This is a genomic window from Streptomyces sp. NPDC055400 (genome assembly GCF_053644375.1).
This window is the reverse complement of the sequence record NZ_JBSHLM010000021.1, coordinates 34380-56050: the sequence shown is the minus strand read 5'-3', so window position 1 is coordinate 56050 and position 21671 is coordinate 34380. Positions and strand designations below refer to the sequence as shown.

Here is a 21671-nt window from a genome sequence, read left to right as displayed (position 1 = left end):
GAAGTAGCGACGGTCCGGCGTAACCCGGACCTAAAAGGAGCGAAGTGGCTAAGGTCCGGGTATACGAGCTCGCCAAGGAGTTCGGGGTGGAGAGCAAGGTCGTCATGGCCAAGCTCCAAGAACTCGGTGAATTTGTCCGTTCGGCGTCCTCGACGATCGAGGCGCCTGTAGTACGCAAGCTGACTGACGCCCTCCAGCAGGGCAGTGGCGGCGGCAAGCCCGCCGCCCGCAAGGCCGCGCCCGCGAAGCCCTCGCCGGCCCGTCCGACCCCGTCTCCGGCGCAGGCCGCAAAGCCTGCTGCTCCGCGCCCGCCGGCTGCGCCTTCTCCTCGGCCGTCCGCCGCGGAGAAGCCCGCTGCCGCCGCCCCGGTGACCCCGGCCGCCGGTCAGCGTCCGACGCCCGGCCCGAAGCCGGCTCCGCGTCCCGCGGCTCCGGCCCCGGCCGCGCCCGAGTTCACGGCGCCGCCCGCGGCTCCGGCCGCTCCCGCTGCCCAGGCCCCCGCGGCCTCCCCGGCAGCCGGTCCGCGTCCGGGCGCCCGTCCCGGTGCCCCCAAGCCCGGTGGCGCCCGTCCGGCCGGTCCCGGCCAGGGTGCTCAGGGCCGCGGCGACCGCGGCGACCGTCAGGGTGCCCCGCGCCCCGGCGGCCAGGGTCAGGGCCAGCGTCCCGGCGGTCGTCCCGCAGGGCCGCGTCCCGGTAACAACCCGTTCACCTCTGGTGGCTCCACCGGCATGGCGCGCCCCCAGGCGCCCCGTCCCGGCGGTGCCCCGCGTCCCGGCGGCGGCCAGGGTGGCCCCGGCGGCCCGCGTCCGCAGGGCGGCCCCGGTGGCGCCCCGCGTCCGCAGGGTGGTCAGGGCGGCGCCCGTCCGACTCCGGGCGGCATGCCCCGTCCGCAGGCCGGCGCTCCGCGTCCGGGTGGTGCCCCCGGTGGTAACCGTCCGAACCCGGGCATGATGCCGCAGCGTCCCGCTGCCGGCAGCCCGCGTCCCGGTGGTGGCCCCGGCGGTGGCCGTGGTCCCGGCGGCGGCGGTCGCCCGGGTGGCGGCGGCGGTCGTCCCGGTGGCGGCGGCGGTTTCGCCGGTCGTCCCGGTGGTGGCGGCGGCGGTTTCGCCGGTCGTCCGGGTGCCCCCGGTGCCGGTGGCGGCGGCGGTTTCGCCGGTCGTCCCGGTGGCGGCGGTGGCCGTCCCGGCTTCGGCGGTCGTCCCGGTGGTCCGGGTGCCCGCGGTGGCACACAGGGTGCGTTCGGCCGTCCCGGCGGGCCCGCCCGTCGTGGCCGCAAGTCGAAGCGGCAGAGGCGCCAGGAGTACGAGGCCATGCAGGCCCCGTCGGTCGGCGGCGTCATGCTGCCTCGCGGCAACGGACAGTCCGTCCGTCTGTCGCGTGGTGCCTCCCTCACCGACTTCGCGGAGAAGATCAACGCCAACCCGGCGTCGCTCGTCGCCGTGATGATGAACCTCGGCGAGATGGTCACTGCCACGCAGTCCGTCTCCGACGAGACGCTGAAGCTGCTCGCGGATGAGATGAACTACATCCTCGAGATCGTCAGCCCCGAGGAGGAGGACCGCGAGCTGCTCGAGTCCTTCGACATCGAGTTCGGCGAGGACGAGGGTGGCGAGGAGTTCCTCGTCGCGCGTCCGCCGGTCGTGACCGTCATGGGTCACGTCGACCACGGTAAGACCCGACTGCTCGACACCATCCGCAAGACGAATGTCGTCGCGGGCGAGGCCGGCGGTATCACGCAGCACATCGGTGCGTACCAGGTCGCCACCGAGGTCAACGACGAAGAGCGTCGCATCACCTTCATCGACACCCCGGGTCACGAGGCGTTCACCGCCATGCGTGCCCGTGGTGCCAAGTCGACCGACATCGCGATCCTCGTGGTGGCGGCCAACGACGGTGTGATGCCCCAGACGATCGAGGCGCTGAACCACGCCAAGGCGGCCGACGTGCCGATCGTGGTCGCGGTCAACAAGATCGACGTCGAGGGTGCCGACCCGACCAAGGTGCGCGGTCAGCTCACCGAGTTCGGTCTGGTGGCCGAGGAGTACGGCGGCGACACGATGTTCGTCGACATCTCCGCCAAGCAGGGTCTGAACATCGACTCCCTGCTCGAGGCCGTGGTCCTGACCGCGGACGCCTCGCTCGACCTGCGGGCCAACCCGGAGCAGGACGCGCAGGGTATTGCGATCGAGTCGCACCTCGACCGTGGCCGCGGTGCCGTCTCGACGGTCCTGGTCCAGCGCGGCACGCTGCGCATCGGCGACACCATGGTCGTCGGCGACGCGTACGGCCGTGTCCGCGCGATGCTCGACGACAACGGCAACAACGTCGAGGAAGCGGGTCCGTCGACCCCCGTCCTGGTCCTGGGTCTCACCAACGTCCCGGGCGCCGGCGACAACTTCCTGGTCGTCGACGAGGACCGTACGGCCCGTCAGATCGCCGAGAAGCGTGCCGCTCGCGAGCGCAACGCCAACTTCGCGCGGCGTGGCGTCCGGTTCTCCCTGGAGAACCTGGACGAGGCCCTCAAGGCCGGTCTGGTGCAGGAACTCAACCTCATCATCAAGGGCGACGCGTCCGGTTCGGTGGAGGCTCTCGAGTCCTCGCTGCTCCAGCTCGACGTCGGCGAAGAGGTCGACATCCGCGTCCTGCACCGCGGCGTGGGTGCCGTCACCGAGTCGGACATCGACCTGGCGACCGGCTCCGACGCGATCGTCATCGGCTTCAACGTCCGCGCTGCGGGCCGCGCGGCGCAGATGGCGGACCGCGAGGGCGTCGACGTCCGTTACTACTCGGTGATCTACCAGGCCATCGAGGAGATCGAGGCGGCCCTCAAGGGCATGCTCAAGCCGGAGTACGAAGAGGTCGAGCTCGGCACGGCGGAGATCCGCGAGATCTTCCGCTCGTCCAAGCTGGGCAACATCGCCGGTGTGCTCGTCCGGTCCGGCGAGGTCAAGCGCAACACCAAGGCGCGCCTGCTGCGCGATGGCAAGGTCATCGCGGAGAACCTCAACATCTCCGGTCTGCGTCGTTTCAAGGACGACGTCACCGAGATCCGCGAAGGCTTCGAGGGCGGTATCAACCTCGGAAACTTCAACGACATCAAGATCGACGACGTCATCGCGACGTACGAGATGCGCGAGAAGCCGCGCGCCTGATCCGCGCACGGCTCAAGGTCGGGGCCGGTCGGCGGGACGAAATCCCGTCGATCGGCCCCGGCCGTTCCGTGTACGGTTCGAGTGTCCCCGCCAAGTGGTTGGCGGGGCCACGAACCCGAACCGGCGGGACATCCGGACATACATGTATGTGGGGACTCTGTCCTTTGATCTGCTCCTCGGCGACGTCCACTCGCTGAAGGAGAAACGCTCCGTGATCCGCCCGATCGTCGCCGAACTCCAGCGCAAGTACGCGGTGAGTGCGGCGGAGACCGGGAATCAGGAACTTCACCGCAGGGCCGAGATCGGCCTGGCGATGGTCTCCGGGGACACGGGGCACCTCACCGACGTACTGGACCGGTGCGAGCGTCTGATCGCCGCCCGTCCCGAGGTGGAGCTGCTCTCCGTTCGACGCAGGCTCCACGGCGACGAAGACTGATTTTCAAGAGCAAGGCGAAGAAGGAGACGGCGCAGTGGCCGACAACGCGCGGGCGAAAAGGCTGGCGGACCTCATCCGAGAGGTGGTGGCCCAGAAGCTCCAGCGCGGGATCAAGGACCCGCGGCTCGGTACGCATGTGACCATCACGGACACCCGGGTGACGGGTGACCTGCGGGAGGCGACCGTCTTCTACACGGTCTACGGCGACGACGAGGAGCGTGCCGCTGCCGCGGCCGGCCTCGAGAGCGCCAAGGGTGTCCTCCGTTCGGCGGTGGGCCAGGCGGCCGGTGTGAAGTTCACGCCGACCCTGGCCTTCGTGGCGGACGCCCTGCCGGACAACGCCCGGGCCATCGAGGACCTCCTCGACAAGGCCCGGATCTCGGACGAGAAGGTCCGGGAGGTGTCCGCCGGTGCCGAGTTCGCCGGGGGCGCGGACCCGTACCGCAAGCCCGAGGACGACGACGCCGCCGGCGCGGACGAGGACGGCGAAGCCTAGGAATGACGCAGAAGAACACCCCGACGCCCGACGGTCTTGTCATTGTCGACAAGCCGTCGGGCTTCACTTCGCACGACGTGGTGGCCAAGATGCGCGGGATCGCGAAGACCCGCCGCGTCGGCCACGCGGGCACGCTCGACCCCATGGCGACCGGTGTCCTGGTCCTCGGTGTGGAGCGGGCGACCAAGCTGCTCGGCCATCTCGCGCTGACCGAGAAGGAGTACCTGGGCACGATCCGGCTCGGCCAGAACACGCTGACCGACGACGCCGAGGGCGACATCACGTCGTCCACCGACGCGTCCGGCGTCCGGCGCGAGGCGGTCGACGCGGGCATCGCCAAGCTGACCGGCGCCATCATGCAGGTCCCGTCCAAGGTCAGCGCCATCAAGATCAACGGCGTGCGTTCCTACAAGCGGGCCCGCGAGGGCGAGGAGTTCGAGATCCCGGCGCGGCCGGTCACCGTCTCGTCCTTCACCGTCTACGACATCAGGGACGCGGTCGCCGAGGACGGCACCCCGGTCCTCGACCTGGTCGTCTCGGTGGTCTGCTCGTCCGGGACGTACATCCGGGCCCTCGCCAGGGACCTGGGCGCCGGCCTCGGCGTCGGCGGTCACCTCACGGCGCTGCGGCGCACGCGGGTCGGCCCCTACAAGCTGGACTCCGCGCGCACCCTCGACCAGCTCCAGGAGGAGCTGAGCGTGATGCCCGTCGCGGACGCCGCGACCGCCGCGTTCCCCCGCTGGGACGTGGACGCGCACCGCGCCAGGCTGCTGCTCAACGGGGTCCGTCTGGAGGTGCCCGGCGAGTACGCGGGCGCCGGGCCGGTCGCCGTCTTCGACCCCGAGGGCGTGTTCCTCGCGCTCGTGGAGGAGTCGAAGGGCAAGGCGAAGAGCCTCGCCGTCTTCGGCTGATCTCTTCGCCGGCCCCCCCGCCGTGGAGCGGCGCGCAGTCAGCCGCGTGCTGCTCCACGATCCCCCTCCCCAAGGGTCTATCCATCACCCCCGATCTGTTCACCCCTTCGGGCGGGCGCTCGGAGTGAACCGAGGGAGTGGAAGGGGGCGCGTTCGCTCTGACGCCTGTTCCGCTGATCATCACGCGCCTACCGTCGGTCCTACGGGGCGTGGCGGGAGGTTCGACGATGGCGGGACTGGGCCCCTGGGCCGGAGACGGGGACACGACGGGTCCCGGGACCGGTCCGCCCCTCGTCCATGTCTTCGATCTGGCCGGACGCCCGCGCGGCGCCGGCTTCGTCGCAGACGACCACGGGACCGTCGTCACGAGCCATGAAGTCGTGGACGGACTCGGCCGCGTCGTCCTGCGCGCGCCCGGCGGGATCACCCGTGTCGTGGGCGCCGCCGATGTCGTCCCGCTGCCCGAGTCGGCCCTCGCGCTCATCCGCACCGACGCGACGGAGGGCCTCGGCATGCGCCCGCTGCCGGTGGCCGTCCGGGGCCCGGCCGGGGCCGGGGCGTACGTGCGGATCGCCGCCGGGGGCTGGCGTGAGGCGCGCGTCCTCGGCCGTGCCGACGTCACGTACACCGCGACCGACGGCTTCCATCTCGTCCCCGGGGCCATGGAGCTGGCCATCGGTACGGACGGCCGCGACGCGCTGCGGCTCGGGGGAGGGGCCGCCGGGGGGCCCGTCGTCGACGCCGCTTCAGGCTCCGTCCTCGCCGTTCTCGGCACGGCGCTCGATGCCGGACACCGCGCCGCCGGGTTCGCCGTGCCGCTGCGGGAGGCCGCTGCCGCCGACCCGGACGGGCCGCTCGCCGCACTCCTCGCGCGGAACGCGGCCACCGTGCCCGTGTACGGGGACGCACTCAATCTGGCGGGCGCACTCCAGCTGACGGCCACGTCGGTCGGGTCCGACGGGCCGAGTGCGGTCCTCGACCCGGAGCCGGTCGAACGGCCCGAAGTGGCAAGGGAGTTCGCCGAGTTCGAGGTGTCCGACGCGGCGGTCCTCGCCCTCGTGGGAGCGCCGGGCAGCGGCCGTACGACGGAACTCGCCGCGTATGCCGCGCGACGCGGACGGGGCGCCCACCCCGCCCCGACCCTCTGGCTGCGCGGCGCGGATCTGCAGGGCGATGACCGGAGCGTGGCGGACGCCGCGCGGCGGGCGCTGGTCAGGGCCGGGCGCATCGTCGCGGCGTCACTGCCCGGGGCCGTCCCCGTACGGACCGGGGAGCCCGACGGCCAGGAGCCCGGCGGCGCCGGCGTCGGTGATGTGTCGCCGGAGCGGATCGCGGCGCCCGCACGCGCCGCCGGCCGGCCCCTCGTGCTGCTGCTCGACGGGCCCGAGGAGATGCCGCCCGTACTGGCGCACCGGCTGGCGGAGTGGACCGAGGGCACGGCGCGCTGGCTGCGGGAGACCGGCGTGCGGCTCGTCGTGGCGTGCCGGGGGGAGTACTGGGAGCGCGCGGGCGAGCTGTTCCCGGCCCGTGTGCTGTACGGGCGGACGGGGCGGCTGCCCGCCTGTGTTCCGCTGGGGGAGCTGACCGGGGACCAGGCCCGCGTGGCGTGTGAGCGGTACGGGCTGCCCGAGGAGGCGCTCGCCGGCCGCGACGCACGGCATCCGCTCGCGGTGCGGCTCCTCGCCGAAGTACGGGCCGCGCTGCCCGGACCCGTGCCGGGCAGCGCCGACCGGGACGCCGTCTTCGCCGCGTATCTCGACCTCATGTGCCTGCGCGTGGCGGTGCGCCTCGCCGCTGTGAACGGGCTGCGCGGCACGGCCGTGCGCAGGCTCGCGGCCCGGGTGTCGGGGCAGGTCCACGAGGCGGCGCGGCGCTGCCTGGGGCCGGGGCAGGGGGAGTTGGACCGCGAGGCGTTCGAGGAGGTGTTCCCCTGGGGCGCGCTGCCGGGGCGGCGCGGCGGGGGCGTCACGGCGTGGGCCCCGGCCGTCCTCACCGAAGGCGTACTCGTCCCCGCGGGGCGCGGCTACCGGTTCGCGCACGAGGAGGTCGCCGACTGGATCCAGGGTATGCACCTGGACCTGGACGAGGCGCTGCGGGCGCTCGTGTACCGCGACCGGGAAGCCGGCCGGGCCGCGCGCGCGGTGCCCGTCCCCCGGCACCGCGCGGGCCCCGTCGTCCAGGCCCTCCTCCTCGTCGAGCGGCAGCAGGGTCCGGCCCAGCTCGGCGGGCATCTGGCCGAGTTGGTGCTCAGGTCCCTCACCCCCGGCGACGCCGACGCCTCATGGTGGGCGGCCCACCTCGTCGAGGAGGCGCTCCTGCGCGTGCCCGACGCCACTCCCTATCTCGGGGTGCTCGAACCGCTCGCCGACCGCGGACGCCTCGACCCCTCGTTCTGGCGCCGGATCCCCGTCACGGACGCCGACCGCCTCGGTCTCCTGCGCCGCCTCGTCGTGCACGATCCGCCGCCCGGGAGCCACGCCCGTCACCTGGACACCGTCGCCGACCTGCTGGCCGCCGACCCGGCCGGCGTCCAGGTCCACCTCACCCGCTGGTTCGACGACACGCGGCCGCTGCCCGCCCTGCCCGACGCGACCGTCGCCACCGCGGCCCAGGCTCTCCTGCACACGCACCGGCACCGCGCCGTGGACGACCTCACCGAGGCCCTCGCCGACTGCGCGCACCCGCACGCCGACGAACTCCTCGCCGTGCTCGCCGACGAGGAGCCGTCCGCGCTGTGCCGCGCCGTCGACCGCTGGGCCCACGACGAGCGCCCCGCCCGCCGCGCGTCCGCCGTCGCCTGCGCCCTGCGGGTCGCCCCGCACGTCACCACCGACGCCGACCGCAGCCTGCTGCGTTACGCCGCGCTCGCCCTGCTCGCCCGCACCGCCGACGGCGCCCGGCACGGCACCGCGCTCGCCCTCCTCGTGCGCGACCCGCAGACGCGTGGCACCTATCTGGCGCGCGCCCTGGAGCGGTTCGCGGACGGCGATCCGCAGCTGCCCGTGAGCGCGCTCGCCGCCGCCCTGGCCACGCACCCCGAGCCCGTCCTGCGCGCCTTCCGGGACCGCGCGCGGGAGCCGGGCGGTGCGGGCGGCGTGCTGGAGGCCCTCGCCGACGTGACCGCGCCCGCGCTCGCGCGGCGGTCGGCCGCCCTCGTCGAGGACCTCTCGGCGGACCGGCCCGACGCCGCTCAGGACATCGCCGCGTACGTCGACCGGTGCCTGGAGCACGGGCCGGCCGGGCGAGCTGTCCTCTTCCCTCTCGTCACGGGGCTGCTCCGCACCTGTCCGGGCCCCGGGCGGGCCGCGCTCGCGCCCGTCCTCGCCGGACCCGGCACCGGCGCCTCACGCGCCCTGCGCGGCGAGCTCCTCGACGTGCTGCTCGCCCACGAGGACGACCCGGACGTGCTCGACGCCGTCCTGCGGACCGCCGCCCGCAGCGCTGAGGGAGCCGGGGCGACCCGTACCCGTGACCTGGTGCGGCGCACCGGACAGCGGCTGGTCCGCACCCCGGAGGGAGCCGCACGCTTCGACCGCGGGCTCGTCGAGGCCGCCGACGCGGTGCCGGGGTTCGCCGCCCTACTCGTCCAGTGGCTGGAGGGGGCGCCGCGCGAGTGGGCCGCCCTCGTCGGGCCGAGTGCCCGCCGCGTGATCGAGGCCCTGGCCGGAGTACGCGTGCCCGCCTGACCTGCACATGCCGGTACGGCGCCTCCCGATGCGGGGCGTGGGCGCTCGGCATGGCACTCTTAGACCTGCGTATTCGGCAAAGAGACGTAACAGTCGTACACAGGTTCGCGAGGAGCAATCACCGTGCAGCGCTGGCGTGGCTTGGAGGACATCCCCCAGGACTGGGGGCGCAGCGTCGTCACCATCGGCTCCTACGACGGAGTGCACCGCGGCCATCAGCTGATCATCGGCCGGGCCGTCGAACGGGCCCGTGAGCTCGGTGTGCCCGCCGTCGTCGTCACCTTCGACCCGCACCCCAGCGAGGTCGTGCGCCCCGGCAGCCACCCTCCGCTGCTCGCCCCGCACCACCGGCGGGCGGAGCTGATGGCCGAGCTCGGCGTCGACGCCCTGCTGATCCTTCCGTTCACCACCGAGTTCTCGAAGCTGTCGCCGGCCGAGTTCGTCGCGAAGGTCCTGGTCGACAAGCTGCACGCGCGCCTCGTCGTCGAGGGGCCGAACTTCCGCTTCGGCCACCGCGCCGCGGGCGATGTCGCGTTCCTCGCCGAGCAGGGGACGACGTACGACTTCGAGGTCGAGGTCGTCGATCTGTACGTGAGCGGCTCGGCGGGCGGCGGCGAGCCCTTCTCGTCCACGCTGACCCGGCGGCTCGTCGCCGAGGGCGACATGGAGGGCGCGCGCGAGATCCTCGGCCGCCCGCACCGCGTCGAGGGCGTGGTTGTGCGCGGCGCCCAGCGCGGCCGCGATCTGGGCTTCCCGACCGCCAACGTCGAGACGCTCCCGCACACCGCGATCCCGGCGGACGGCGTCTACGCGGGCTGGCTGCACGTGGGGGACGAGGCGATGCCCGCCGCGATCTCCGTGGGCACCAACCCGCAGTTCGACGGCACCGAGCGCACCGTCGAGGCGTACGCCATCGACCGGGTCGGCCTCGACCTGTACGGCCTGCACGTGGCCGTGGACTTCCTCGCCTATGTGCGCGGGATGGCCAAGTTCGACTCGATCGACGCGCTGCTGGTCGCCATCGCGGATGACGTGAAGCGGTCTCGGGAGCTTATTGAGGCGTACGAGGGGGAGTAGGCGGGGTCTGGGTAGGCGTCGCGGGGGCGCTGCCCCCGGAGCCCCTGGTCCTCAAACTCCCCCAGACTCCGTCCGGGGGGACCCCCACGGGCTGGGTTTGCCCGTCGTGGTTGCGGTCGCCCAGTGGCAGGCCACCTGTGTCGTGCTCGCGCCCGACAGCACCGGCAGGTCCTCCCCGCGGCAGCGGTCCGCCACGCCCGACCGTTCCGCCTCGCCCGACGCCAGGATCTGGCAGCGGGCGTGGAAGCGGCAGCCGGACGGGATGCGCGACGGGTCCGGCGGCTCGCCCGTCAGGACGACCGGATCACCCGGCGCTTCCGGCAGAACCGACAACAGGGCCTGCGTGTACGGGTGTTGAGGTGCCGTCAGAACCTTCTCCACCGTTCCCGTCTCCACGATCCGGCCCAGATACATCACCGCCACCCGGTCCGCGATGTTCCAGGCGAGACCCAGGTCGTGCGTCACCACGAGGGCGGACAGGCCCAGTTCGTCGCGCAGCCTGAGCAGCAGCGCGAGGATCTCGCCGCGCACCGACGCGTCGAGGGACGCCACGGGCTCGTCCGCGACGATCAGTTCGGGGTCGAGGACGAGCGCGCCCGCGATGACGACACGCTGCCGCTGGCCGCCCGACAGCTCGTGCGGGTAGCGCAGGAAGAAGCGCTCCGGGGGGCGGAGTCCGGCGCGCGACAGGGCGTTCGCCACCGCCTCGCGCTCGTCGCCCGCGTACCCGTGGATGCGCAGGCCCTCGGCCACCGCGTCGTACACCGTGTGCCGCGGGTTCAGCGAACCGCTGGGGTCCTGGAGGACCAGCTGCACGCGCTTGCGGTACGCCTTGAGGGCGCGCGTGGAGTAGTCGAGGGGCTTCCCGTCGAACGTGACCCGGCCGGACGTCGGCGGTACCAGGCCGAGCAGGGAGCGGGCGAGCGTCGTCTTGCCGCAGCCCGACTCGCCCACCAGCGCCACGATCTCGCCGGGCGCGATGTCGAGGTCGACGCCGTCCACGGCCCGCGCGGGGTCCGCGCCACGGCGGCCGGGGAAGGTGACGTGCAGCGCGCCGGCCGCGAGCAGGGGGGACGTACTGGTCATGCTGTGGTGCTCCTTGCCTCGGCGCCGGCGGCGTCGTCCGGATCGGTGGCGCCGCCCACGTGCACACAGGCCGCCAGCCGGGCCGTGCCCGCGTTCCGCAGCTCCTGGTCCTCAGTGATGCAGCTGTCGAGCGCCACCGGGCAGCGCGGGTGGAACGTGCAGCCCGGTGGCAGCGCCGACGGGTCGGGCGGGTCGCCGGGCAGACCGCGCGGCGCGAACCGGGACGCGATGTCGCCGATCCGCGGGAACGCCGCCGACAGGGCCTTCCCGTAGGGGTGTTGCGCGTTCTCGTAGACCTCGCGGGCGGGGCCCTCCTCGACGACGCGGCCCGCGTACATCACCGCGAGGCGGTCGCAGGTGTCCGAGAGGACGGCGAGGTCGTGGCTGATCATGATGAGGCCGAGGTCCTGGTCGGAGACGAGCTGCTCGATCAGGCGGAGGATCTGCGCCTGGATCATCACGTCGAGGGCCGTCGTCGGCTCGTCCGCGATGATCAGGCCGGGGTCGCAGGCGAGCGCCATCGCGATCATCACGCGCTGGCGCTGGCCGCCGGACAGCTCGTGCGGATACGCGTCCGCGCGGGCGGCGGGCAGGCCGACGTGCTCCAGGAGCTCCGCGACCTTCTTCTTCGCGCCCGCCGGCGTCGCCTTCCTGTGCAGCAGGATCGGCTCGGCGATCTGGTCGCCGATGCGGTGCACGGCGTTGAGCGAGTGCATCGCGCCCTGGAACACGATCGAGGCACCGGCCCAGCGCACGGCCCTGACCTGGCCCCACTTCATCGTGAGGACGTCCTCGCCGTTCAGCAGGATCTCGCCGGAGACCTTCGTGCCGGCCGGCAGGAGACGCAGCAGCGCGAGGGCGAGCGTGGACTTGCCGCAGCCTGACTCGCCGGCGATGCCGAGCTTGTGGCCCGCGTCGACACTGAGGTTCACGCCGCGCACGGCCCGCGCCCCGCCCGCGTACGTCACTTCGAGGTTTCTGACGTCGAGAAGGCTCACCTGGCCACCCCCAGCTTCGGATTGAGGACGGCTTCGACGGCACGGCCGCACAGCGTGAACGCGAGTGCGACCAGGGCGATGGCGAGTCCGGGAGGCGCGAGGTACCACCAGTCGCCCGCGCTGACCGCGCCCGCCTCGCGCGCGTCCTGGAGCATGCCGCCCCACGACGTGATCGTCGGGTCGCCGAGGCCGAGGAACGCGAGCGTGGCCTCGGTGAGGATCGCGCTGGAGATCACGAGGGTGGTCTGCGCGAGGACGAGCGGCATCACGTTCGGCAGGACGTGGCGCAGCATGATGTGCCCGTGCCCGCCGCCGAGCGCGCGGGCCCGCTCGATGTACGGCCGTGACTCCACGGCGAGCGTCTGGGCGCGGACCAGGCGGGCCGTCGTCGGCCAGGTCGTCACGCCGATCGCCAGGATGACCGTCCAGATGGAGCGGGACATCACGGTGGCGAGCGCGATCGCGAGGACCAGCGTCGGCATCACCAGGAACCAGTCGGTGACCCGCATCAGGACCGTCGCATACCAGCCGCGGAAGTGGCCGGCGACGATGCCGACGACCGTGCCGATCGCCACGCACAGGAAGGCGGCAAGGAGCCCCACGGTGAGGGACACACGCGCCCCCCACACCAGGAGGGCCAGCACACTGCGGCCGAACTGGTCGGTGCCGAGCGGGAATTCACCGCTGGGAGCTTCGAGCGCGCCGCCGGGTGCGTCGGTGACGCTCTGGGAGTCCGCGCCGACCAGCAGGGGCGCGCAGATCGCGATGAGCGCGATGAGGACCAGCCCGGCGAGACCCCACAGCCCGCTCCGGTGGGCCCGGTACTCGCGCCAGAAGCGGGCGGCGGAGCGGCGCTTGCGGGCGCGCGCCAGGGCCCGCGCGCTCTTCTCGGCCGGCGGCGGGAGCTGGGCGGTGTCGAGATCGGTGTTCATGTCGGCAGTCATCGGCCCACCCGGGGATCGAGCAGCGGATACAGTACGTCGGCGAGGGTGTTCGCCAGGATCACCGCGGTGGCGAAGACGAAGAACAGCCCTTGGACGAGTGGCAGGTCGGGCACGCTGAGTGCCGAGTAGAAGAGGCCGCCGAGGCCGGGCCAGGAGAAGACCGTCTCGACGAGGATCTGACCGGCCACGACGTGCCCGAGGTTCACGAACATCAGCGTGAACGTGGGCAGCATCGCGTTCGGGACGGCGTGCTTGCGGCGTACGACGTCGTCGCGCAGGCCCTTCGCGCGCGCCGTCGTCAGATAGTCGCTGCCCATCTCGTCGAGCAGCGAGGAGCGCATCACGAGGAGCGTCTGCGCGTAGCCGACCGCCACCAGCGTGATCACCGGCAGGACCAGATGGTGCGCGACGTCCATGACGTACGCGAACCCGCTCTCGCCGCCCGACTCAAGACCGCCTGTCGGGAACAGACCCGGGATCGGGCCGAGCCCCACCGAGAACACGATGATGAGCAGCAGACCGAGCCAGAACGACGGGATCGAGTAGAGCGTGAGCGCGAACGCGGTGTTGAAGCGGTCGCTGCGCGATCCGTTGCGCCAGGCGGTGCGCGTGCCGAGCCAGATGCCGAGCGCGGTGTAGAGGACGTACGCCGTGCCGGTCAGGAGCAGCGTCGCCGGGAGCGCCTCGGTGATCTTGTCGATCACCGGGGCGTGGAACTGGTACGACGTGCCGAAGTCGCCGGTCAGCGCGTCACCGATGTAGTTGGTGAACTGCTGCCACATCGGCAGGTCGAGGCCGAACTGGTGGCGGAGCGTTTCGAGCTGCTGCGCCGAGACCCGGCGGCCTCCGGTCATCTGTTTCACCGGATCGCTGGGGATCAGGCGGAACAGGAAGAAGCTGGTGACCAGGACCGCGAAGAGCGAGACGACCGCCCCCGCGATCTTGCCCGCCACGTACTGGAGATAGGCCTTGGTGTTGCGCGCGCGTGGACCGCGGGCCGCCGACGGCCCGGCTTGTGCCGGGCCGTCGGTGTCCGCACTCTGCACGAGCGCCGGAGTGCTCTCTGCTGTCATGTGGAACTCTCGTTACTCGTGCGGTACTTGCGACGCCTGCGGACGGACCTGACGCGCCTTCTTCTGACCGGGTGCTGCTACTCGCGGTCGTCCGCCGAGGTGCGGCGGCGCCGCGCGAGGAGCAGCCCGCCGCCGCCGAGGATGACGACGGCCGCGACGATACCGATGATCACGCCGGCCGAGCCGGAACTGCTTCCGCTGTTCTTCGCGTCGCTCGTGTCGCCCGCCGGAACGGCCGACCACCAGCTCCAGTACCCGTCCTGGCCGTAGATGTTTCCGGCCTCGGTCGGCATGGTCTGGATCGACTTGATCTGGTCGGTGCGGTACGCCTCGACGGCGTTCGGGTACGCGATGACGTTCATGTACCCGGAGTCGTACAGCCACGACTCCATCTGCTTGACGATGTCCGCGCGCTTGACCGGGTCGTACTCGGCGAGCTGCTTCTTGTACAGGTCGTCGTACGTCTTGTCGCAGATGAAGTTGTCCGTCGCCGCGCTCTCCTTGGCCTTGACGGGCAGGGCGGCGCAGGTGTGGATGCCGAGGACGAAGTCCGGGTCGGGGTTGACCGACCAGCCGTCGAACGCGAGGTCGTACTCACCGGCGTACCAGGGCACCGAGACGTCGTCTAGGCAGTCGACCTTCAGGCCGATGCCGAGCTTGCCCCACCACTCCTTGAGGTACTTGCCGATCGCCTTGTCGTTCGGGTCCGTGGCGTGGCACAGGATGCGGAAGTTGAGCGGCTTGCCGTCCTTGCCGACGCGCTCGCTGCCCTTCATCTTGTAACCGGCCTCGTCGAGCAGCTTGCCGGCCTTGTCGGGGTCGTACCCGAGGGCCTGGCTGCCGGACGGCTTCCAGAAGTAGTCGCCGAAGCGCGGCGGGATGTAGCCCTCGCCCTCGACGGCGTGACCCTGGAAGACCTTGTCGACGATCGTCTTGCGGTCGATCGACAGGAACAGCGCCTGGCGCACCTTCTGGTCGAGAAGGGCCTTGTTGCCGTTGCCGAACTTCTTGCGGTCCTTGGTTTGCGCGCCCGGGTTGGTGGCGAGCGCGAAGAAGCGACGGCCGGGGCCCTCGTTGACCTTGATGTTCTGCTCGCCCTTGAGCGACGCCGCCTGAGCGGGCGTCAGGGCGGGGGAGCCGGCCACGAAGGAGACCTCGCCCTTGCGCAGGGCGGCGACCGCGGCGTCCTGGTCCTTGTACGTCTTGAAGACGACCTCGTCGAACTTGGGCGCGCCGCGCCAGAAGTCCTTGTTGGCCTTCAGCTTCACGTACTGGTCGACCTTGTAGTCGGTCAGCACGAACGGGCCGTTGCCGACGACCGGGAAGGTCTTGTCGTTGTTGAACTTCGAGAAGTCCTTGACGTTCTTCCAGATGTGCTCCGGAACGATCGGGACGTCGAGCGCGGCCATCGTGGCCTGCGGCTTCTTCAGCTCGATGACCAGCTGGGTGGCGCTGGGAGCGGTGACCTTCTTGAAGTTGGAGACGAAGCTGCCGTTCGCGGTCGCGGCGCCCTCGTCCGTCATCATCTTGTTGAAGGTGAAGGCGGCGTCGGCGGCGGTGGCCTGCCGGCCGTCGGACCACTTCGAGTCGGACCGGATGGTGTAGGTCCAGGTGAGCTTGTCCGCGGACGGCTTCCATTCGGTGGCGAAGCCCGGGACGGTGTGGTTGTCCTTGGGGTCGTAGTTGGTCAGGTACTCGTACATCATCCGGTGGATGCTCGTACTGACCAGTCGCTGAGCGAGGAACGGGCTCAGCGAGTCGACGCTCTGGGCGAGGGCGACGGTGAGGACCTTCTTGCCGCCGTCGGCCGCCTTGGCTTCGTGGGGTGCGGGGTTGAGCGGCGTGGCGAGGCCGGCCGTCAGGGTGAACGCCGCGGCGCCGGCGGCCAGGAGGACCCGCAGGGTCCGGCGGGGCGCGCGCCGTGGGGAACGGGAGAAGAGCGGAGCGTGTGCTCTCTGGGGCTGATCTTTTGTGTCCATGGGTCGGTGACCTCGCGTCGTTGCTCGCGCAGGAGTGGCAGGTTGATCATGGGACGCCAGCTGGTTGATGTGTGTGTCTATCAGCGGCGGTCTGCGCACGTCAACGACACATGAACCCCATGTGGCCTGCGGAAATAACGAGTTGACCCGGAATTCACGCACATTGGTCGAGACCTCTGACGCTTTGCAGGCCAGGGCGTGATGCCCGTACCGCACAACAATGCGTATCCAGTGGGTATTTGAGCGGTTTTCGGCGGACACGGGAAAGGCCCGCACCGTGGTGTCGGTGCGGGCCTTCTGTGTGTCCTGGAGGCCGGGGTTCGGCGCTGTTACTGCTGAGGCGGCTGGGGCTGTGCGGTGTACGGGGGGAGGGGTTGGCCGGGGGCGGGCTGGGCCGGCGCGGGGGGTTGCTGCTGCCACATCTGCGGGGGGCCGGGCTGGCCCGGCTGCTGGGGCTGGCCGGGGGCGCCGGACTGGGCCTGGCCGGGCTGCTGCGGATATGGCTGGCCGGGGTACGGCTGGGCCGGGAACTGCTGCCCCGGAGCGGGCTGTTGACCCGGCGCGGGCGGCTGGGGCGCGCCCGGCTGCCCCGGATACGGCTGACCCGGATACGGCTGACCCGGGTAAGGCTGCTGCGCGGGGTACGGCTGCTGCTGGTGACCCGGCACCGGGGGAGCCATGGTGGGCGGCGGATTGCCGTCCGACGTCCACAGGCCCTGCTGCTGCTGGGCCCGCGGGAAGTCCTCCGCGACCATCGCCGAGAGGTTGAAGTACGCCTCGCGCACCTTGGGCCGCATCATGTCGAGGTCGACCTCGGCGCCGGCCGCCAGGTGCTCGTCGAACGGCACCACGACGACGCCGCGGCACCGCGTCTCGAAGTGCGACACGATGTCGTCCACCTTGATCATCTTGCCGGTCTCGCGGACCCCGGAGATGACCGTGATGGAACGCGACACCAGATCCGCGTACCCGTGCGCCGACAGCCAGTCGAGCGTCGTACTGGCGCTGCTCGCGCCGTCGACGGACGGCGTCGAGATAATGATCAACTGGTCGGCGAGGTCGAGGACGCCGCGCATCGCGGAGTACAGCAGACCGGTGCCGGAGTCGGTCAGGATGATCGGGTACTGCTTGCCGAGCACGTCGATCGCGCTGCGGTAGTCCGTGTCGTTGAACGTCGTCGAGACCGCCGGGTCCACGTCGTTCGCGATGATCTCCAGGCCGGACGGCGCCTGCGAGGTGAACCGGCGGATGTCCATGTACGAGTTGAGGTGCGGGATCGCCTGCACCAGGTCTCGGATGGTGGCGCCGGTCTCACGGCGCACACGGCGGCCGAGCGTGCCGGCGTCCGGGTTGGCGTCGATGGCGAGGATCTTGTCCTGGCGCTCCGTGGCGAGCGTCGAACCGAGCGCCGTCGTCGTGGTCGTCTTGCCCACGCCGCCCTTGAGGCTGATGACGGCGATCCGGTAGCAGGACAGGACTGGCGTGCGGATCAGGTCCAGCTTCCGCTGCCGTTCGGCCTCCTCCTTCTTGCCGCCGAGCTTGAAGCGCGCGTTGCCGCCGCCGGGGCGGGTGCTCTTCGCCTTCTGCTTCTTGTTGCTGAGCAGCCGGTCGGCCGACAGCTCCACGGCCGCCGTGTAGCCGAGCGGCGCACCGCCGACGTTCGTGGGCGTGCGCTGGTCGTGCTGAACGGGCTGCGGCCAGGCGCCACCGGCACGCGGGTCGGCCGTTCCCGGGGGCACCTGCCCCGGGTACGGCTGGCCGGGCTGGCCCTGGAACTGCTGATCGGGCTGCGGCTGGCCGGGGTGGCCGGGGTGGCCCTCGGGGTGCGGGGCCGGGGCCTGCGGCGCGGGCGGCTGCGGGTGCGGCTGCTGTCCGACGGGGGGCTGGGGGCCGGGCTGCTGTGTGTGCGGTGCCGGCGGCTGCTGGGGGTGCTGCTGCGCCGGGAGGTGCGGGGCCGGGGTGTTGGGCGCGGCCGGGTGTCCCTGAGCCGGGGCTCCGGGCTGCGGCTGCGGGAACCCGTAGCCCGCGCCGGGCTGGGGCTGCTGCTGCGGGAACCCGTAACCGCCTTGCGGGGCGGGCTGGTTGGGTGTGCCGGGCTGGGACTGCTGCGGGAATCCGTAACCGCCTTGCGGGGCGGGCTGGTCCGGTGCGGCGGGTGCGGGCGGCGTCGGCTGCGGGAACCCGTAGCCCTGCTGCTGCTGCGGCGGTGCCGGAGGCGCGGGTTGCTGCGGGTCGCCGGGGACCGCTTGCTGCGGGAATCCGTAACCACCCTGCTGCGATGGCGGGGTGTTCTGCGCGGGCCAGGCCGGCGGGGCGGGCGTGCCCTGGGCCGGAACCGGCGCGCCGGGTTGCGGCTGCTGCTGCGCGGGCCACTGGGGGGCCGGCGTGGGGGCGGCGGGCTGGAACGCCGGGGGGAGCGGCGGAATACCGTCCTGCGGCACGGGCGGCGGGGCCCAGGCGGCGGGGGTGTTCTGCGCGTCGGCCGGTGCGTTCTGCGCGTCGGCCGACGAGTCAGAGCCGGCGCTGGTGCCGGTGTCCGCACTCGCTTCGGCCGGTGTTTCCGCAGGAGCGGCTTCGGCGGTCTCGGGGCCGGTGTCGCCCGAGTCGTCCGAACCGGTCGGCCCTTCCGCCTCGGACGCGTCGTCAGAAGCGGCCTCGGGGTCGGTGTCATCGGTCGAGGCCTGAGTGGCGTCGGTGTTGGCGTTGGCGTCGGTGTCTCCGACGCCCGCAGCGTCCCCGGAGGGCCCGGCAGCGGCGACCACGGGGAAGTCACCGGACTCACCGGAGCCGGCGTTCTCGCCGTCAGCACCCGCCTGCGCGTCGGCAGACGCGGCGTCCCCGCCCTGCTCCTCGGTCGTCGGCTCGGTCGTCGGATCGGCCTTCTGTTCGCCCTGCGCGGCCAGCTCGGCGAACTCCCGCTTCAGCGCGGCCGCGGAGAACCGCATCGTCGCGCCGCTCTCCAGATCCCCGTTCCCGGAACCCGCGTCCGGCTCGACGGCCGAAGCGGCGGGCGTGTACGGCGTGTAGGGCGCGGGCGGCGCCTGGGGCGCCACGGGTGCGGGCGCCGGTGGCGGAGGCGTGGCGGGAGTGGCCGAGGGGGTCTCGCCCGTGCCCGACGACGCGTTCTGCGTGTACCAGGCCGGTGGGGCGTAGTCGATGGTGAACTCGCCCGTCGTCTCAGTGGCGGACTCCGCGTCGGAGTGATCATCGACGGGTGTGTCCCAGCCCCCGCGGATCTCGTCCCGATCGCTGTTCACAATGCCTCCTGGTGTGGTCGAGCACCCTCGTGCCGTGGTGGGGGGCGACCGTTCCTGTCGTCCGATCCGCCGCGCTCTTCCCCTGGGACGCGTACGAGCCGTTCGTGGGTTCACGCGCGCGTCCTTGTCCCAGCCTAATCACCAAAACCACGTGCACGGCAGGCCCGTCCGTCCCCCCGGCGCCGTCCGATGGGTCACACCCGGCCAACAAGTGATGCCCAAGCGATACGGAAGTGACGAACACCCCCCGGTCCGCCACGCGCAAACTGCCCGAATAAGCCGCAAAGGGGAACGAGTTCGATCGCCGGAACGCTCCGCGGCAGACTGCGGGCCGGCCTCAGTCCATCCGGCGCGCGTAACCCAACAATCCGGTCTCGGCGTCCGTCGCCTGAGTCATCACGTACTGCCGGTCGCGGTCGGTGCACCACAGAGTGACGCCGTCCGCGAGCGTCGGCAGGGACTCCCACTCGCCGCGGGGCAGTCCGATGACGCGGCCGATCTCCGCCGCCTCGTCCGGCGAAACGCGCTGGACCCCGACGAGCCGCGCCTGACGCATCAACCGGGGCGCCACCGGGCTCAGATAGGGCAGCAGCGTCAGTACGGACTGCCACGGCGCGGACGCCACGCGCCCGCGCGGCGGACGCATGCCGCAGTCCCGCACCACGAGCACCGGGCCACCGGCGGACGCGCCCTGCGGCGGCACCCGCCCGACGTCGTGGACCGTCATCCCGGACTGGCCGCCACCGACCGCCTGCACCAACTGCGCCCAGGCCTGCGCCCGTCCGGTCTCCACCGCGACCCGCGCGCCGGTCGCCGCGGCCCGCAGCGCGAGCACCTGGGCCGTCCACAGGCCACCGATGAGCACCATGTCGTACGGCGTCGGCCGGTTCACCCCGAGCACGGCGGGCTGGCCGTCGGCATCGACGCCGACGACGACACCGTCGTCCCCGATGGGCAGCGCGAGGGTGTCCAGCTGTTCGACGGAGAGCGTGTGGCGCTGGTGGCGCGGCCCGAAGAGCCCGAACCCGGTACGGGAACGGTCACCGGCGGCCGGCGCGGGAGCCCCGCCCGGATTGCCGTTCGCGTTCCCGTTGCCGTTGCCGTTCCAGGAACTTCCGTCCCAGGATCCTGCCCCGGCCGGGGGAGATGACGTCATGGCCATCAGCGCGCACCTCCGAGGGGCAACGTGGCGAGAACTCCGGGCAGTTGTTCGCGGTCGAGCCGGACGAGACCCGTCTTGGCCTGCCGCGCCGCCGTCTCCAGGGACCGCCGCGCCGTGGTCAGCTCGCTCTCGCTGCGTCCCGTGATCCGCATGTGGCCGCAGAGCTGGATGTCCCGCTGGTCACCGCGGGACAGCGTCAGGCTGAACGTCGTGGCCAGCGCGGGCACCGTGGTCAGGAGTGCGACCAACTGGTGCAGAGCGGGCCCGGATCCGCCGAGCTGCGGCCAGCGCCGCACCCAGTACGTGGTGTGTCTGCGGTTGTCGCAGCGCCAGCTGCGGCCGGACTCCTCGGTCCTGCGCTGCGGCAGCTCGCTCCGCCCGGCCTGCGCCGTCACCATCGGGTTGGCGCACGCCGACGTGGCGACGGCGGCCGTGAGCTCCTCCTCCGTCAGCACGCTGGCGCGGAATCCCGCACCGGTCAGCCGGCTCGCCAGATGCTGGGCCGCGCGGGCCACGCACTTCTGCGCTCCCACGGTGCCGCCGCCGCGCGCGGCCACGGCCTCCGGGCACAGCTCCGGGTCGAGCTTCAGGGCGATCCACGTGATGCGGACGGCGGGGGAGCCGGTCTGGGCCTGCAGCGGCGCGTAGTTGCTCACCGCCACGGACTGCTGCGGCAGGTGCAGCGCGGGCGCGGGCTGCGTGTGCAGCACGATCTGCGCCGACTCGAGCTGGATCCCGTCGACGTCGAGGGCGTCCCGCACGATCCCTATGGGCAGCGGCCGCCGGGAGCGCTCCGCCCGCAGGGCGGTGGCGTCCGACTCGACCTGGAGCACGGCGGTCAGGAAGCCGCCGTCGCCGACGATGCCGATGGGCCGCTGGTCGCGGTCGTCACCGCGGCTGTAGCTGTACGTCCGCAGCGAGGGGTCGCACTCGACGGCGGGCGCGAGGCCCGGCTCCGTGCCGGGCGGGACCGGCGTGCTCGCCGCACGGCGCTTGCGCGCGCGCAGCGCCAGGACGGTGCCGAGCCACTCGGGCAGCGACCGCCCCCGGCGTCGTACGAGGGCGAACAGGACGAGGATCACGGCGACGACGCCCGCGGGCACCAGCGCCAGCTTGTCGACGACCGCGGCGCCGACGACCAGCGCGGCGGCGACCTCGATCATCACCATCTGCTGGAGCCGGAACGACCCGGCCCGTCCGGAACGCGACTTCAGATGAAGTGAGACCGGACCGGCGGGCGCCGCCGGAGAGCCGGCCCCACCGCCGGACCGAGCCGCCGGCGCACCGTCTCCAGGTCCCGGCCGACCGCCCGACCGCGACCGGGATTGCGACCGTGACCGTGTCCGCGTTGCGGAAGCCATCACTCCAAACCCCCCGAACTCTCCCGAAAATCCCTGACGCACAGGGTCTTTGA

The 21671-nt window shown here is 72.4% G+C and carries 14 protein-coding genes; 6 read left to right on the top strand and 8 right to left on the bottom strand.

From position 1 onward, the window contains the following. The first annotated feature begins 44 nt into the window (after nt 1-44). The 6 genes from infB to ACWIGU_RS40450 all read left to right on the top strand — a co-directional run bounded on the left by infB (nt 45) and on the right by ACWIGU_RS40450 (nt 9758). Complete coding sequence (infB, locus tag ACWIGU_RS40475; RefSeq protein WP_454406828.1) at nt 45-3152, top strand: translation initiation factor IF-2; 3108 nt, start codon at nt 45-47, stop codon at nt 3150-3152. A 142-nt stretch (nt 3153-3294) separates the two neighbouring features. Next, complete coding sequence (locus tag ACWIGU_RS40470) at nt 3295-3588, top strand: DUF503 domain-containing protein (RefSeq protein ID WP_116509238.1); 294 nt, start codon at nt 3295-3297, stop codon at nt 3586-3588. A gap of 34 nt (nt 3589-3622) precedes the next feature. Further along, nucleotides 3623-4084: a 30S ribosome-binding factor RbfA gene (gene rbfA / locus ACWIGU_RS40465; protein ID WP_454406827.1), complete on the top strand. Its 462-nt coding sequence runs from the start codon at nt 3623-3625 to the stop codon at nt 4082-4084. Between the two features lie 2 nt (nt 4085-4086). Beyond that, nucleotides 4087-4995, top strand: a complete 909-nt coding sequence (gene truB, locus ACWIGU_RS40460; protein WP_356282275.1) for a tRNA pseudouridine(55) synthase TruB — start codon at nt 4087-4089, stop codon at nt 4993-4995. 227 nt (nt 4996-5222) lie between these two features. After that, nucleotides 5223-8681, top strand: coding sequence for a serine protease (locus tag ACWIGU_RS40455; RefSeq protein WP_454406826.1), 3459 nt, complete (start codon nt 5223-5225; stop codon nt 8679-8681). A 123-nt stretch (nt 8682-8804) separates the two neighbouring features. Continuing rightward, nucleotides 8805-9758 carry a bifunctional riboflavin kinase/FAD synthetase gene (locus ACWIGU_RS40450; protein WP_454406825.1) on the top strand — a complete coding sequence of 318 codons (954 nt, stop codon included), beginning with the start codon at nt 8805-8807 and terminating at the stop codon, nt 9756-9758. Between the two features lie 51 nt (nt 9759-9809). On the opposite strand, the gene ACWIGU_RS40445 is transcribed toward ACWIGU_RS40450, so the two are convergent. From ACWIGU_RS40445 to eccE, 8 genes are all read right to left on the bottom strand, one after another. Next, nucleotides 9810-10844, bottom strand: a complete 1035-nt coding sequence (locus ACWIGU_RS40445; RefSeq protein WP_454406824.1) for an oligopeptide/dipeptide ABC transporter ATP-binding protein — start codon at nt 10842-10844, stop codon at nt 9810-9812. Continuing rightward, entirely contained in the window at nt 10841-11842 is a 1002-nt protein-coding gene (locus tag ACWIGU_RS40440; RefSeq protein WP_454406823.1) for an ABC transporter ATP-binding protein, read from the bottom strand. Before ACWIGU_RS40440 ends, ACWIGU_RS40445 begins: the two co-directional genes overlap by 4 nt. After that, nucleotides 11839-12786 (bottom strand): ABC transporter permease, encoded by a 948-nt coding sequence (locus tag ACWIGU_RS40435; protein ID WP_454406822.1) that lies wholly within the window; start codon nt 12784-12786, stop codon nt 11839-11841. Before ACWIGU_RS40435 ends, ACWIGU_RS40440 begins: the two co-directional genes overlap by 4 nt. After that, on the bottom strand, nt 12783-13859 hold the full coding sequence (locus ACWIGU_RS40430; protein ID WP_453777183.1) for an ABC transporter permease: 1077 nt from the start codon (nt 13857-13859) through the stop codon (nt 12783-12785). The genes ACWIGU_RS40435 and ACWIGU_RS40430 overlap by 4 nt, the downstream gene beginning before the upstream one ends. A gap of 77 nt (nt 13860-13936) precedes the next feature. Beyond that, nucleotides 13937-15838 (bottom strand): ABC transporter substrate-binding protein, encoded by a 1902-nt coding sequence (locus ACWIGU_RS40425; protein WP_454406821.1) that lies wholly within the window; start codon nt 15836-15838, stop codon nt 13937-13939. Nucleotides 15839-16167: 329 nt separating this feature from the next. Beyond that, nucleotides 16168-19095: an SCO5717 family growth-regulating ATPase gene (locus tag ACWIGU_RS40420; RefSeq protein ID WP_454406820.1), complete on the bottom strand. Its 2928-nt coding sequence runs from the start codon at nt 19093-19095 to the stop codon at nt 16168-16170. 337 nt (nt 19096-19432) lie between these two features. After that, on the bottom strand, nt 19433-20257 hold the full coding sequence (locus ACWIGU_RS40415; RefSeq protein WP_454406819.1) for a hypothetical protein: 825 nt from the start codon (nt 20255-20257) through the stop codon (nt 19433-19435). After that, nucleotides 20257-21618 (bottom strand): type VII secretion protein EccE, encoded by a 1362-nt coding sequence (gene eccE, locus ACWIGU_RS40410; protein ID WP_454406818.1) that lies wholly within the window; start codon nt 21616-21618, stop codon nt 20257-20259. The genes ACWIGU_RS40415 and eccE overlap by 1 nt, the downstream gene beginning before the upstream one ends. Nucleotides 21619-21671 lie beyond the last annotated feature (53 nt).

Coding starts and splice junctions, on each gene's coding strand:
- ACWIGU_RS40470 (WP_116509238.1), top strand. CDS start 3,295: ATGTATGTGGGGACTCTGTCCTTTGATCTGCTCCTCGGCGACGTCCAC.
- truB (WP_356282275.1), top strand. CDS start 4,087: ATGACGCAGAAGAACACCCCGACGCCCGACGGTCTTGTCATTGTCGAC.
- ACWIGU_RS40455 (WP_454406826.1), top strand. CDS start 5,223: ATGGCGGGACTGGGCCCCTGGGCCGGAGACGGGGACACGACGGGTCCC.
- ACWIGU_RS40445 (WP_454406824.1), bottom strand. CDS start 10,844: ATGACCAGTACGTCCCCCCTGCTCGCGGCCGGCGCGCTGCACGTCACC.
- ACWIGU_RS40435 (WP_454406822.1), bottom strand. CDS start 12,786: ATGACTGCCGACATGAACACCGATCTCGACACCGCCCAGCTCCCGCCG.
- ACWIGU_RS40430 (WP_453777183.1), bottom strand. CDS start 13,859: ATGACAGCAGAGAGCACTCCGGCGCTCGTGCAGAGTGCGGACACCGAC.
- ACWIGU_RS40425 (WP_454406821.1), bottom strand. CDS start 15,838: ATGGACACAAAAGATCAGCCCCAGAGAGCACACGCTCCGCTCTTCTCC.
- ACWIGU_RS40415 (WP_454406819.1), bottom strand. CDS start 20,257: ATGGCCATGACGTCATCTCCCCCGGCCGGGGCAGGATCCTGGGACGGA.
- eccE (WP_454406818.1), bottom strand. CDS start 21,618: ATGGCTTCCGCAACGCGGACACGGTCACGGTCGCAATCCCGGTCGCGG.